Origin of the sequence: Rhizobium sp. CG4, from assembly GCF_023701965.1 — a bacterium.
Lineage (GTDB): Bacteria > Pseudomonadota > Alphaproteobacteria > Rhizobiales > Rhizobiaceae > Agrobacterium.
On sequence record NZ_JABAEG010000002.1, the window covers coordinates 878,947 to 892,691 of the forward strand.

Below are 13,745 nucleotides of genomic sequence, written 5' to 3' on the forward strand. Positions count from 1 at the left end.
GTTTTGTTTTAGCCGTTATTGGCCTCGGTATTCGCCGTGACAATACTGGCCCGGACAAATGCCGCGACAAACATCGCCGACAGCAACAACACGATGGTCGGTGCCGGGGCGCTGTCGATAAAGAACGACAGGTAGACGCCGAGAAGCGAGGCGGTGAGTGCAATGACCACTGCAAGCATCAGCATGGTGGAAAACTTGCTTGTGAGCAGAAATGCAATCGCGCCCGGCGCAATCAGCATGGCAATGGCGAGAATGATGCCGACGGCTTTCAGTGCGCCGACGATGGTCAGCGAAATCAGGCACAACAAACCATAATGCAGCAGGTTTACCCTGAGGCCCACCGCCTTTGCCTGAGCAGGGTCAAAGGCATGCAGCAGGAGGTCTTTCCATTTCAGACTGATAATACCAGTGGTGATGACCGCAATTATCGCCGTCTCGGCAATATCCTGCCCGCTCACGCCCAGCATGTCGCCAAACAGGATGTGATCGAGATGCACATCCGACTGGATTTTGACGTAGAGCACCAGTCCCAGCCCGAACATGCCGGAAAACACCACACCCATCACCGTATCCTGTTTGATACGGCTGTTATCCTTGAGATAACCGGTGGCAAGCGCACAGACCATACCGGCAACAAAGGCGCCAACCGCAAATGGCAAGCCAACGATGTAGGCAATGACGACACCCGGGAACACCGCATGGCTGATGGCATCGCCCATCAGTGACCAGCCTTTGAGCACCATGAAACAGGACAGAACGGCGGTTGGCACGGCAACCAGCGCTGCTATGACCAGCGCGTTGACCATGAAGTCAAATTCGAAGGGTTCGAGGACGTTCATAGCGCCACCTCCTGCGCCAGCGCTGCACGGCGGCGAGATGCCACCAGCCCATGTTTAGGGGCGAAAAAGAAGGCGATGAGGAAGATCAGCGTCTGCAACACGACGATGATGCCACCGGTCGCACCATCCAGGAAATAGCTGGCATAGGCACCGGTGAAGCTGGTGATCGAACCAATGGCAACAGCAATGCCCAACAGACGCGGAAAACGGTCTGTCAGCAGATAGGCCGTTGCGCCCGGTGTGACCACCATGCAGATGACAAGAAACGCGCCGACGGTCTGCATGGCTGCAACTGTCGATGCTGCCAGCAGTGTGAAGAACACGGCCTTCAGAAACGTTGGTCGCAGACCGATGGAGCGGGCATGGCTTTCGTCAAAAAACGTCACCATCAGGTCCTTCCACTTCAGCAGCAGAATGGCCAGCGACACAAAACCGATAATGGCAAGCTGCAATGTATCGGCAGGCGTGATGGCAAGAATATTGCCAAGAACAATGGTCTGGATGTTCACAGCCGTCGGGTTGATCGACATCATGAACAGTCCAAGTCCGAAGAAGGACGAAAAGATCAGCCCGATGATTGCATCTTCCTTGAGCTTGGTGCGCTGGTTGAGAAACAGCATGGTCACCGCCGCCAAGCCGCCTGAGAAAAACGCCCCGATGGAAAATGGCAGGCCCAGCATATAGGCGCCGGCCACACCGGGCACGATGGAATGCGAAAGCGCATCGCCAATCAATGACCAACCTTTCAGCATCAGGTAGCAGGATAGGAATGCACAGACACCGCCAACCAGAGCGGACACCCACATGGCGTTGAGCATGTAGTCATAGGTGAAGGGTTCAACGAGGGCGTTCATCATTGTCTGCCCCTTCCGATGTCACGCTTTGGCCCGAGACTGGACGTCCGTCGCGCAAAACCAGCGGCCGTTCATCATCGGTCATGACACCAACCGGCCATGGCTTTCCGCCATCCGAACCATTCAGAACAAAATGGCGCAACACGCCACCAAAGGTCTTTTCCAGATTGTCCTTGGTGAAGGTTTCTTCGGTCGGCCCATAGGCCAGCACCGTGCCCTTGATCAGAATGGTACGGTCACAGAATTCCGGCACGCTGCCGAGATTGTGGGTCGACACCAGCATGACCTTGCCTTCATCCCTGAGGGCGCGAAGAAGGTGAACGATCTGCTCCTCGGTTTTTACATCAACACCGGTAAAGGGTTCATCCAGCAGAATGACCTTGGCATCCTGCGCCAGCGCACGCGCCAGAAACACGCGCTTTTTCTGACCACCGGAAAGCTCGCCAATCTGGCGGCCACGAAACTCGCTCATGTTAACGCGGGCGAGAGCTGCGGTCACTGCATCACGGTCGGCAGCCTTGGGGATGCGCATGAAACCCATATGGCCGTAGCGGCCCATCATGACCACATCTTCCACCAGCACCGGGAAGTTCCAGTCCACTTCCTCGCTCTGTGGCACATAGGCCACCAGATTTTGCCGAAGGGCTTCGGGGACCGTTTTGCCCAATATTGAAATCGAGCCTTGGGCAATACGCACAAAGCCCATCACGGCCTTGAACAGCGTCGACTTGCCCGCGCCATTTACCCCCACCAGCGCCGCGATCGTGCCTGTTGGTATCTGGAAACTTGCATTCTTCAAGGCCGTATGGCCGTTGCGATAGGTCACGGTGGCGTTGTTTACGGAAATACCGGAACCCTCCGTTCCCGTTTGCCAGCCGGTGTGCGCATTCATGAAAAGCATTCCTTTTCAGCGGTTACAAAAACAAACGGCCTGCAAAAACTGCAGGCCGTAAAAGTTCGCATCATGTCAGGAGGACGATGCAAGTCCCTTGGCAATGGTATCGGAGGTGACCTTCAACAGGTCGATATAGGTTGGCACCGGACCGTCAGCTTCAGTCAGGGAATCGACATAGAGAACGCCACCGTATTTTGCGCCGGTCTCGCGGGCCACCTGCTCTGCCGGTGCCGCAGAAATGGTGCTCTCCGAGAAGACGACGCCAATCTTGTTTTCACGAACGGCATCAATGACCTTACGCACCTGCTGTGGTGTGCCCTGCTGGTCGGCATTGATGGGCCACAGGTACAGTTCTTTCAGGTCGAAATCGCGTGCCAGATAAGAAAATGCGCCTTCGCTCGACACAAGCCAGCGCTTGTTTTCAGGTAGGGCTGCCAGCTCCTGACGAATTGGTTCGATGGCGTCCTTGATCTGCTGTTTGTAGCTTTCTGCATTGGCCTTGTAGGTCTCGGCATTGGCCGGATCATATTTCACGAAAGCATCACGGATATTGTCGACATAGATCAGTGCTGCATTGGGCGACATCCAGGCATGCGGATTGGGTTTGCCTTCATAGGGACCTTCGGAAATGCCCATCGGCTCAATACCATCGGATACAACAGCGCTTGGCACATCTCTGAGTTTTACGAAAAACTTCTCAAACCACAATTCGAGGTTAAGGCCGTTCCACAACACGAGCTGCGCGCCCTGCGCCTTGCGAATATCGCCCGGCGTCGGCTGGTAGTTGTGAATTTCAGCGCCAGGCTTGGTGATGCTCTCGACGATGGCAGCGTCGCCGGCGACATTTCTGGCGATGTCAGCAATGACCGTGAAAGTCGTAACGGCTTTGAACTTTTCCTGCGCAAACGCCACGCCACCGGTAACACCCAACGCCACCACGGCAGCCAATCCGCCCAAAAGCCCGCGCCTGACAATATCAAACATAAGTCACTCCTTGCTCACACCAACACTACGCTATTAAGAACCATTTGCAACAAGGTGGCATGTTTATTTTTGAAATGCAATTGCGAATTACTTGCAACAGACTACGTCAACGTTATTTGAGGCAAGATTGTTCCCAGACCTCGGGCTGAGCATCTGAATTGCTGTGATTGCGCGCTTGTTGGCGAATGGAAAGCCGCATCCAAAGACGGACTGAGCGGGAAAGATTGTCGCCCAAGCGGACAGAATGGCGGTGCATCAAGCCGTCAGGCACTCAGAGCGAACGCACAAACAAAAAGGGCACCCAATCGGGTGCCCTGATTTAGTCCTTAAGCAGCGTCGGCAGCTGCTTCGGTTTCCGTACTGCCCTTGCCGGCTTTTGCCTTGAAGTGCAGCCGGTCGGTGCCGGATGTCACCTTGACGCGAGAGCCATCAGGCACTTCGCCACCAAGGATCATTTCAGCCAGCTTGTCCTGTACCGTCTTCTGAATAACGCGCTTCAGCGGACGTGCACCATAGGCCGGATCGTAACCCTTATTGGCAAGCCAGACACGGGCATCTTCATCCAGATCAAGCGTGATCTTGCGCTCGGACAACAGGGCCACCAGTCTCTTCAACTGGATATCGACAATCGCGCCCATTTCTTCACGCCGCAGGCGGTGGAACAGGATGATGTCATCGATACGGTTGAGGAACTCTGGACGGAAGTGGCTACGCACCCTTTCCATGACCAGTTCCCGCACCGATTCCACATCGTCATTGTCGCCCATCTGCGTCATGAATTCAGAACCGAGGTTCGAGGTCATGATGATGATGGTGTTCTTGAAATCGACGGTACGACCCTGACCATCGGTCAGGCGGCCATCATCAAGAACCTGCAACAACACGTTGAACACATCTGGATGTGCTTTTTCAATCTCGTCGAACAGCACGACCTGATATGGGCGGCGACGCACGGCTTCCGTCAGTGCACCACCTTCCTCGTAACCGACATAACCGGGAGGCGCACCGATCAAGCGAGCCACGGAATGCTTCTCCATGTATTCCGACATATCCAAGCGAACCATCGCGGTTTCGTCGTCGAACAGGAAGCGCGCCAGCGCCTTTGTCAGCTCGGTTTTACCAACGCCGGTCGGGCCGAGGAAGATGAACGAACCGATTGGACGGTTGGGGTCCTGCAAACCGGCACGCGAACGGCGCACCGCCTTGGAAACCGCCTGAACGGCTTCACCCTGACCGACCACTGATTTGGCCAGTTCGTCTTCCATACGCAGCAGCTTTTCACGCTGGCCTTCCAACATCCGGTCTACCGGAATGCCTGTCCAGCGCGAGATTACCTGGGCGATGTTGTCCGCCGTCACCACTTCCTGCACCATTGAACCAGCACCACTTGCGTCGCGTTCTTCCGCCGCAGCCAGTGCTTTTTCAAGGCCCGGAATAATACCGTAGGTCAACTCACCTGCCCGCTGGAACTGGCCACTGCGCTGGGCAATCGCCAATTCGTTGCGTGCATCGTCAATCTGCTTTTTCAGGTCCGCAGCATGGCCGAGTTTCTGCTTCTCCGCCTGCCAGCGTGCCGTCAGCGCATCCGCCTTCTCTTCTGTGTCAACCAGTTCATCTTCCAGCTTTTTCAACCGGTCGGCAGAGGACACATCGGTCTCCTGCTTCAAGGCTTCACGCTCAATCTTCAGCTGAATGATACGACGATCCAGTTCATCCAGTTCTTCCGGCTTGGAATCAACTTGCATACGAAGACGCGATGCGGCCTCATCCATAAGGTCAATCGCCTTATCCGGCAGGAAGCGATCAGTAATATAACGGTTGGACAAAGTCGCAGACGCCACCAGTGCCGAATCCGAAATACGGACCTTGTGGTGCTGCTCGTATTTTTCCTTCAAGCCGCGCAGAATGGAAATCGTGTCTTCCACGGTCGGTTCATCAACCAAAACTGGCTGGAAACGACGGGCGAGAGCCGGATCTTTTTCAACGTGCTTGCGGTACTCATCCAAAGTGGTCGCGCCAACGCAGTGCAACTCACCACGCGCCAGAGCCGGCTTCAGCAGGTTGGACGCATCCATTGCGCCATCTGCCTTGCCCGCACCCACCAGCGTGTGCATTTCGTCGATGAACAGGATGATGCCGCCGTCTTCTGACTGGACCTCGTTCAGAACAGCCTTCAGGCGCTCCTCAAATTCACCACGATATTTTGCACCGGCAATCAACGCGCCCATATCGAGCGCCATCAGCTTTTTGTCCTTGAGGCTTTCCGGCACGTCACCATTGATGATGCGCAATGCCAGACCTTCGGCAATCGCTGTTTTACCAACACCGGGTTCACCGATCAGAACCGGATTGTTTTTCGTGCGGCGCGACAGGACCTGCATGGTGCGGCGAATTTCATCGTCGCGGCCAATCACAGGATCAAGCCTGCCTTCGCGAGCTTCCGCAGTCAGGTCGCGTGCAAATTTCTTCAGCGCATCAAAGCCCTGCTCTGCATTGGCAGTATCTGCCGTGCGACCCTTGCGAAGGTCGTTGATAACCTGGTTCAGGCCTTGCGCAGTAACACCAGCCTTTTTCAGTGTCGCTGACGTCGAAGCGCTACCTTCAATGGACAGAGCCAGCAAAAGGCGTTCGACCGTGACAAAGCTGTCGCCGGATTTCTTGGCGGCGTCTTCGGCCGTTGCAAATACCTTGGCAAGCGGTGCCGTCAGTGACAGTCCGCCATTGCCACCGGAGACCTTAGGCAGCTTAGAAAGCGCAATATCATTCGCGAGCCGTGCTTCCTTGGCATTACCGCCAGCACGTTCAATCAGCGAAGACGCCATGCCCTGGTCGTCATCCAGCAACACTTTCAGAACGTGTTCCGGCGCAAACTGCTGATGGTCCTCAGCAAGCGCATGGGTTTGTGCAGATTGCAAAAAGCCGCGCACCCGCTCGGAGTATTTCTCGATATTCATATATGCCTCCTTGAACCGGCCTGCCCTCAAGCGGCACAGACCCGGATGTTAGGGTAAAGGCTCCCGATAACGGCAAGCCCCGCTACGACGTCAACGGACATATCCGCACCGTCGCCTCTTCGTTTCGCATGTCCTGGATAGAAACATGCTTTGGAAGCAGCCGACCGGCGCTTCCGTTGTGCTTGATATGGTAAGCGATTTTCGCGGTTTAAAGAGGTTGCAGACAACGCAACGCAGAAAAACATGAGGGCATGACAATCCTCAAATTTGCTGCGGCACGATTCGTCGTTGCGACCGCATCTGCACAAAACAGAAAACCCCGGCAAGCCGGGGTTTTTGAAAGATCTTTATAGGAAGTATGTCGCTTATTCAGCGGCGCCTTCAAGTGCGGCTGGCTCAGCAGCAGCCTCACCACCGGCGGCCTCTTCACCACCTTCCGCATTTTCAGCGGTGCGACGTGGACGACGCGGACGCGGGCCAGTGCTGCGGCGGCGCGGCTGGCGCTCACGAGGAGCCTCAGCGGCCTGAGCTTCTTCTTCCACGGCGACCTCGAGTGGCGTGCCTTCGATTACTGGCTGCGGACCGCTACCGTCATCGTAGGAAGGCTGTTCATCGTCATCACCAGACTGCTGCACCTGCGGAGCAGCGGAACCGATTGTGTCGTCGCTATCGCTGTCGTTGTCGTTGCCGTCAACGTCGTCGCCATCGCGTTCATTGTTGTAGTCAGCATTACGTTCGTCACGCTGGACACGTTCCTGCATATGCGCCTGTGCGGCAGCAATGATACGGTTATAGTGTTCTGCGTGCTGCAGGTAGTTTTCAGCCATAACCCGGTCGCCGGAGCTTTGCGCATCACGGGCCAGAGCGGAATATTTTTCAGCAATATGCTGGGCAGTACCGCGGATTTTTACATCCGGACCGGAGCTGTCATAGGTCCGAGTGAGCGGATTCCCGCCCTTGCGGTTGAAGTTGTTATTACCACCACCGCCATTATTGTTGTTATTGTTGTTGTTATTTCCACGCCCACGGCCGCGCTTATTTTGCTGTCCTGGCCTCATCAATTGCTCACCTGAATTCTGTTGTGCTCACGAATTAACCACGCGGCTTGCCGGACAGGCCGGATCAAGACCTCGCCTTCGCGTCCGGTTGCCCCCATGGCTTTACCGGGTTGCTTGCGAAATGAAGTTTATGATTCACATGCCGGAAACGCCCAGCCTTTCAGAGTTCTTCAAGGAACTCCCCTAGGGACTGACCAAACCCGGGCGAATCTAGTTCGCCCTCAGTCACCCTGCATGTGGCTGCAAACTATCCCGCTTCATGCGGAAAACCAAGTCTTTTCTTTTGCTTTGCAAAATATCCTTAAAACAGGAGGGAAGCGCAGCGGCTCCCTTACTTTCGAAATACTAGAACGCGATCGTTTCCACCGTAATCTTTCACCCCTGCGATGCAAGGAAAACCGGCTGACTTGAAGATCGTTTCAACATCTTGTCTCTGATCAAACCCGATCTCGACCCCGATGATGCCATTTTCTGTTAAAAATCCGCCGGCACCACGGGCAATTGCCCTGTAGGGTTCCAGACCATCCGGCCCGCCATCCAGCGCAGCCATGGGATCGAACTCCCGCACATCGCGGTCCAGCGTTTCAATGACAGCGCTTCGTATATAAGGCGGGTTTGACACGATTATGTCGAAACTGCCCTCGATTTTGTCAAACCAGTGACTTTCCACTGTTTTAAAGCGGTCAGACACACCATTTGCCACCGCATTACGCCAAGCGGTTGCCAAGGCATCCTCGGAAATATCGCTGCCGATACCTTCTGCGCCCGGACATTCGTGAATCAACGAAAGACAGATTGCGCCCGTCCCGGTTCCCATATCCAGCACTTGCGCCGATCCCTTGGCGGCAACTGCGGAGCGCAGATATGGTAGAACGGTATCAACAAGTATTTCGGTATCCGGGCGTGGCTCCAGCGTGCCGGACGAGAGGAAAAATTCCAACCCGTAAAACTCACGCTTGCCGAGAATGCGGTGAACAGGTTCGCCGGTTTCTCGCCGTGCAATGGCACCCAGTAGCCCTTGCGCCACATCATCGGCAACACTATCGCTGCCCTTGAGCAAAATATTGGTCAGAGACAGCCCGAGAATGCCGCTCACCAGAAGGCGTGCATCAAAGACCGGATCAGCCACACCGGCCGCGTCGAAACGTTTGCGGGCCTCAGCCAACAGGTCGGCAATGGTGCGCGGTGCGACCGTCATCCGCGCTGTTCACCCAACTGTGCGAGTTGTCCGGCCTGATAATCGGCAATCAACGCGTCCACCATCTCGTCAATTTCGCCCTCGATCATCCGGTCGAGCTTGTAGAGCGTGAGGTTGATACGGTGGTCGGTTACACGACCCTGCGGGAAATTGTAGGTGCGGATACGCTCAGAACGATCGCCCGAACCAACCTGGCTTTTACGATCGGCGGACCGTTCGCTGTCGACCTTCTGTCGTTCGATATCGTAGAGGCGCGAACGCAACACCTGCATGGCCTTGGCGCGGTTCTGGTGCTGCGACTTCTCTGAACTGGTCACAATGAGACCGGTCGGCAAGTGAGTGATGCGCACCGCAGAGTCCGTGGTGTTAACGTGCTGACCACCGGCACCGGAGGCCCGCATCGTATCGATGCGAATGTCTTCCGGGCGAATTTCAATATCGATTTCTTCGGCCTCGGGAAGCACCGCAACGGTTGCGGCCGACGTGTGAATACGGCCGCTCGCTTCGGTATCCGGCACGCGCTGAACGCGGTGGACACCGGATTCGAATTTCAGCTTGGAAAACACGCCGCGCCCGGTAATAGTGGCGATGATTTCCTTGAAACCGCCTGCGTCACCTTCGCTTGATGACAGCACCTCGACCTTCCAGCCCTTGGTGCTGGCAAATCGTTCATACATGCGGAAAAGGTCGCCTGCAAAAAGAGCGGCTTCCGAGCCACCAGTACCAGCACGAATTTCCAGAATAGCGCTCTTTTCGTCGGCGGCATCCTTGGGTAGCAGCAGAATTTGCATCTCTTTTTCGAGCTGCTCGATGCGCTCGGAAAGATCAGGTAATTCAGCTTCGGCCAGATCACGCATGTCGCGGTCCGTCGTCTTGTCAGCCAGCAGCGCCTGCAGGTCGGCCTGTTCGGCCAATGCCTTTTCATATTCCTGGATCTTCTTCACCACAGGCTGAAGCTCGGAATATTCAGACGCCAGCTTCACATAGACATCAGCAGCAGGGCCAGCCGACATCCGCGCTTCGATTTCCTCGAAACGCCTTGAAAGCTCGCGCATTTTTTCGACGGGTAGCTTTGCCAACCTTCGCTCCGGTATTTGAATTCAAAACGACCTGAAACACATTGCGCTTAAAAACGAGGGAAATCCCTTGTGCGTCAGACTGGAATGGAATGTTCCGCGGCGAACCTTTGCAACAGGACGCGCGGACTTTCCAGAGATTTATGGTCATCGAGCGCCGCATTCAACTCGACCGACAGCGCACCAACATCCAGCCCCAGTAGCATGGCCTTTACCGGACCAATTGATGTGGGCGACATGGAGACCGAGCGGAAGCCAAGACCGATCAGTGCCATGGCTGAAAGCGGCCTGCCGGCCATTTCACCGCACAACGTCACCGGCTTGTTGTTACGTTCTCCAGCCCGCACGATATCACGCAGGATCCGCAGGAACGGTTTGCCCAGAATATCGAAACGGTCCGAAACGCGGGCATTACCACGGTCTACCGCCATGGAGAACTGGAACAGATCGTTCGAGCCAACCGACACGAAGTCGACTTCCTGCATCAGTTCGTCCAACTGCCACAACAAGGCAGGCACTTCCAGCATGGCACCAAATTGCAGCTTGCGCGGCAGGGCATGGCCGAACTTGGACAGATGCTGAATTTCCTTCTGCATCAGTTCGCGCACCGCGTGAATTTCAGACACTTCCGTAATCATCGGCAGCATCATCTTCAATTCGGCACCGGAGGCGGCGCGCAACAGAGCACGCATCTGAGTACGCAACAGACCGGGACGGTCCAGCGACAGGCGGATCGCACGCCAGCCAAGCGCCGGGTTTTCCTCTTCCTGTCCGCGCATATAGGACACGACCTTGTCACCGCCAATGTCTAGCGTACGGAAGGTAACAGGCTTGCCTTTCGCATTGCGCAGAACACTGCGATAGAAGGCTTCCTGCTCCTCGCCTTTCGGCATGGTTGAGGCAATCATGAACTGCAGTTCGGTGCGGAACAGGCCGATGCCATCAGCGCCGGATTCGGCCAGTTGCGGCAGGTCCACGAGCAGGCCAGCATTCATCTTGAGATTAATGAACTGGCCATCCTTGGTGATTGGATCGACAGAGCGCAAAGCGCGGAACTGTTCCTGACGACGCGCGCGCAGCCGTACTTTTTCTTCGTAAGCGCGCTGCAGGTCCATGATTGGACGCAGATGCACCTGCCCATCATCACCATCAATGATGATGGCGTCATTGTTTTCGGCCAGCGCGACGATGCCTGCGGCTTGCCCGATAACAGGAATACCCATGGCACGCGCCACGATTACAACGTGGCTGGTAACCGCGCCGTCCTCCAGCACAAGACCGCGCAGTTTTTCCCGCGGATAGTCCAGCAGTTCGGCAGCGCCCATGGCACGTGCCAGAATGATGGCGTCGCTCGGGAAATCCTCGCCCGGGCCACGCCCGCTAAAGCCGGTAAGCTGGCGCAGCAAGCGGTTGGCAAGATCGTCGAAATCATGCATGCGCTCGCGCAGATAGGGATCGGTCAGGCGCATCATGCGCGCCTTGGTATCGCTCTGCACTTTTTCGACCGCCGCCTCAGCCGTCAGGCCGTTGCGGATGGCTTCCTCCATGCGCCGCACCCAGCCCTGATCATGAGCAAACATGCGGTAGGTTTCCAAAACCTCACGGTGTTCACCTTCGGTCGGTACGTCACGGCGCTGCAGCATGTCGTCGATCGACAGGCGCAGGGAACCGATCGCCTCAGCCAGACGACGGATTTCAGTATCGGCATCCTCGTTTAGAAGATTGGTGACCACGACACGCGGATCATGCAGCACGACGTGGCCAAGGCCGATGCCTTCACTATAGCCATCGCCATCGACGCTGACTGCGCGCGTCAGGTCAAGCTCCACGCCGGGCTTGGTTATCTTCTTTAGTTCACCACTCGCAACGATTTCGGCAATCAACATGGCAGTCGTTTCCAGCGCCTCTACCTCATCTTCGCGGTAATTGCGGCTGACCTTGTTCTGCACAACGAGAACGCCCAAAGTGCGGCCAGATCTCAAAATCGGCACACCGAGGAAAGAGTGATAAATTTCTTCGCCGGTTTCCGGCAGATAGCGGAAAGCGGGATGCGATTGGGCATCGGAAAGGTTGAGCGGTTGCGCCGATGCGGCAATGGTACCGACAAGGCCCTGCCCCATTTTAAGCTGGGCTAGGTGGACAGCACCTTTGTTCAGACCCTCTGTGGCGTAAAGTTCGAGGACGCCATCAGAACGCAGCACGTAAACGGAACACACCTCCGCGACCATGTTCCCGGCAATCTGCCGCACAATCTGGTCCAAGCGCTCCTGAGGCTCAAGTTGCTCCGCCATCATTTCGCGAAGCTTCTTGAGGAGGACGCGCGGACCGGCTGCAAGGTCTCTCATCGCGATGCTCCTTCATTCGCTACAGCATCCGCACGAAAACGGTTCACGTTTTGAGTGATGCACACATCAAACAAGTTGGAGCGTGCTTCGTACGACGCCCACTCCTCAAGGCATCATACAAAGCACGCTCCAAACGGAGGACAGTGCTTCGGCAAACCGAAGCAATGCGAACCACCGCTATCGAATCAACTTTTATCCAGACCGTAAGCGGAATGCAAAGTGCGAACTGCAAGTTCCGCATATGCACCGTCAATCAGGATAGAAATCTTGATTTCCGACGTGGTGATGGCGCTGATGTTGATGTTCTTGGCTGCGAGCGCCTTGAACGCGCTGGCAGCAACACCTGCATGGCTGCGCATACCGATACCAATGACGGAAACCTTGGCAAGGCCAGGCTCGCTCTGGACAACGTCAAAGCCGATATGGGCCTTGTTTTCTTCCAGGATCTTGAGCGCCTTGTCCATGTCGCCAGCCGGCACGGTGAAGGTCATGTCGGTGCGCGAACCATCTTCAGAGATGTTCTGCACGATCATGTCGACGTTGATATGTGCTTCTGCCAGCGGGCCAAAGATGGCTGCCGATACGCCCGGGCGGTCTGCCAGACGGCGCAGGGAGATTTGAGCCTCATCCTTGGCGTAAGCGATGCCGGTGACTACTTCCTGTTCCACGATCTCATCCTCGTCACAAATCAACGTACCGGGCGGATTGATAAGGTCACCCATGCCCGGTGCATCGGGATCCTCGAAACTTGAACGCACGAAGGTACGAACCTTGTGCACCATGGCCAGCTCAACGGAACGGACCTGCAAGACCTTGGCGCCGAGCGATGCCATTTCAAGCATTTCCTCGAACGCGATCTTCTTCATGCGACGCGCTTTTGGCTCGATGCGCGGGTCAGTGGTGTAAACGCCATCGACGTCGGTGTAGATATCGCAGCGATCTGCCTTGACGGCAGCGGCAATAGCAACAGCAGAGGTGTCGGAGCCGCCACGGCCAAGCGTTGCAATGCGGTTGTCAGGACCAATGCCCTGGAAACCGGCGACAACGGCAACCTGCCCCTCGCCCATTCGACGGATGATGTCCGAACCATCGATTTCCTGAATACGGGCAGCACCGTGAGCGTTATCCGTGCGGATCGCGATCTGCCAGCCCTGCCAGGAACGGGCATTGACACCCAAAGACTGCAAGGCAATGGCCAGAAGACCAGACGTTACCTGCTCACCGGATGCAACAATGGCATCATACTCGCGCGCGTCATAAAACGGTGAATCCGCACCGGCGACCTTGGGCATGTTCTGCACCCAGTCAACCAGTTCATTGGTCTTGCCCGACATGGCAGACACAACAACGGCCACTTCGTGACCGGCATCTACTTCACGTTTCACATGGCGCGCCACGTTATGGATGCGTTCGAGATTGGCGACGGACGTTCCGCCGAATTTCATGACAATGCGAGCCATAGTCTTGACCAGTACCACCCGTTACGCCGTCCGCACGGCGGATACGGCACCTCATACCAGCTCAATATGACCTTGAGCCTCA

The 13,745-nt window shown here is 56.0% G+C and carries 10 protein-coding genes; all 10 read right to left on the minus strand.

Annotation, left to right across the window (positions count from 1 at the left end; genetic code table 11):
* Positions 1–8: 8 nt before the first annotated feature.
* The 10 genes from HGO37_RS09410 to HGO37_RS09455 all read right to left on the minus strand — a co-directional run bounded on the left by HGO37_RS09410 (position 9) and on the right by HGO37_RS09455 (position 13,663).
* Positions 9–839 (minus strand): metal ABC transporter permease, encoded by an 831-nt coding sequence (locus tag HGO37_RS09410; RefSeq protein WP_250983077.1) that lies wholly within the window; start codon positions 837–839, stop codon positions 9–11.
* Positions 836–1,693 carry a metal ABC transporter permease gene (locus HGO37_RS09415; RefSeq protein WP_250983253.1) on the minus strand — a complete coding sequence of 286 codons (858 nt, stop codon included), beginning with the start codon at positions 1,691–1,693 and terminating at the stop codon, positions 836–838. The genes HGO37_RS09410 and HGO37_RS09415 overlap by 4 nt, the downstream gene beginning before the upstream one ends.
* On the minus strand, positions 1,677–2,585 hold the full coding sequence (locus HGO37_RS09420) for a manganese/iron ABC transporter ATP-binding protein (RefSeq protein ID WP_192487282.1): 909 nt from the start codon (positions 2,583–2,585) through the stop codon (positions 1,677–1,679). Before HGO37_RS09420 ends, HGO37_RS09415 begins: the two co-directional genes overlap by 17 nt.
* 75 nt (positions 2,586–2,660) lie before the next feature.
* Entirely contained in the window at positions 2,661–3,572 is a 912-nt protein-coding gene (locus HGO37_RS09425; RefSeq protein ID WP_250983078.1) for a metal ABC transporter substrate-binding protein, read from the minus strand.
* Positions 3,573–3,898: 326 nt separating this feature from the next.
* Positions 3,899–6,526, minus strand: coding sequence for an ATP-dependent chaperone ClpB (gene clpB, locus HGO37_RS09430; RefSeq protein ID WP_250983079.1), 2,628 nt, complete (start codon positions 6,524–6,526; stop codon positions 3,899–3,901).
* 365 nt (positions 6,527–6,891) lie between these two features.
* Positions 6,892–7,584, minus strand: coding sequence for a DUF4167 domain-containing protein (locus HGO37_RS09435; RefSeq protein ID WP_250983080.1), 693 nt, complete (start codon positions 7,582–7,584; stop codon positions 6,892–6,894).
* Between the two features lie 331 nt (positions 7,585–7,915).
* Complete coding sequence (prmC, locus tag HGO37_RS09440) at positions 7,916–8,782, minus strand: peptide chain release factor N(5)-glutamine methyltransferase (protein ID WP_250983081.1); 867 nt, start codon at positions 8,780–8,782, stop codon at positions 7,916–7,918.
* Positions 8,779–9,861, minus strand: a complete 1,083-nt coding sequence (gene prfA / locus HGO37_RS09445) for a peptide chain release factor 1 (RefSeq protein WP_192487277.1) — start codon at positions 9,859–9,861, stop codon at positions 8,779–8,781. The genes prmC and prfA overlap by 4 nt, the downstream gene beginning before the upstream one ends.
* Before the next feature lie 74 nt (positions 9,862–9,935).
* Complete coding sequence (gene ptsP, locus HGO37_RS09450; RefSeq protein ID WP_250983082.1) at positions 9,936–12,203, minus strand: phosphoenolpyruvate--protein phosphotransferase; 2,268 nt, start codon at positions 12,201–12,203, stop codon at positions 9,936–9,938.
* A gap of 185 nt (positions 12,204–12,388) precedes the next feature.
* Positions 12,389–13,663 carry an aspartate kinase gene (locus HGO37_RS09455; protein ID WP_250983083.1) on the minus strand — a complete coding sequence of 425 codons (1,275 nt, stop codon included), beginning with the start codon at positions 13,661–13,663 and terminating at the stop codon, positions 12,389–12,391.
* Positions 13,664–13,745: the final 82 nt, after the last annotated feature.

What these genes read in the sequence shown, in the direction of transcription:
- HGO37_RS09410 (WP_250983077.1), bottom strand. Translation starts at nt 839, where the DNA reads ATGAACGTCCTCGAACCCTTCGAATTTGACTTCATGGTCAACGCGCTG.
- HGO37_RS09415 (WP_250983253.1), bottom strand. Translation starts at nt 1,693, where the DNA reads ATGAACGCCCTCGTTGAACCCTTCACCTATGACTACATGCTCAACGCC.
- HGO37_RS09420 (WP_192487282.1), bottom strand. Translation starts at nt 2,585, where the DNA reads ATGAATGCGCACACCGGCTGGCAAACGGGAACGGAGGGTTCCGGTATT.
- HGO37_RS09425 (WP_250983078.1), bottom strand. Translation starts at nt 3,572, where the DNA reads ATGTTTGATATTGTCAGGCGCGGGCTTTTGGGCGGATTGGCTGCCGTG.
- clpB (WP_250983079.1), bottom strand. Translation starts at nt 6,526, where the DNA reads ATGAATATCGAGAAATACTCCGAGCGGGTGCGCGGCTTTTTGCAATCT.
- HGO37_RS09435 (WP_250983080.1), bottom strand. Translation starts at nt 7,584, where the DNA reads ATGAGGCCAGGACAGCAAAATAAGCGCGGCCGTGGGCGTGGAAATAAC.
- prmC (WP_250983081.1), bottom strand. Translation starts at nt 8,782, where the DNA reads ATGACGGTCGCACCGCGCACCATTGCCGACCTGTTGGCTGAGGCCCGC.
- ptsP (WP_250983082.1), bottom strand. Translation starts at nt 12,203, where the DNA reads ATGAGAGACCTTGCAGCCGGTCCGCGCGTCCTCCTCAAGAAGCTTCGC.
- HGO37_RS09455 (WP_250983083.1), bottom strand. Translation starts at nt 13,663, where the DNA reads ATGGCTCGCATTGTCATGAAATTCGGCGGAACGTCCGTCGCCAATCTC.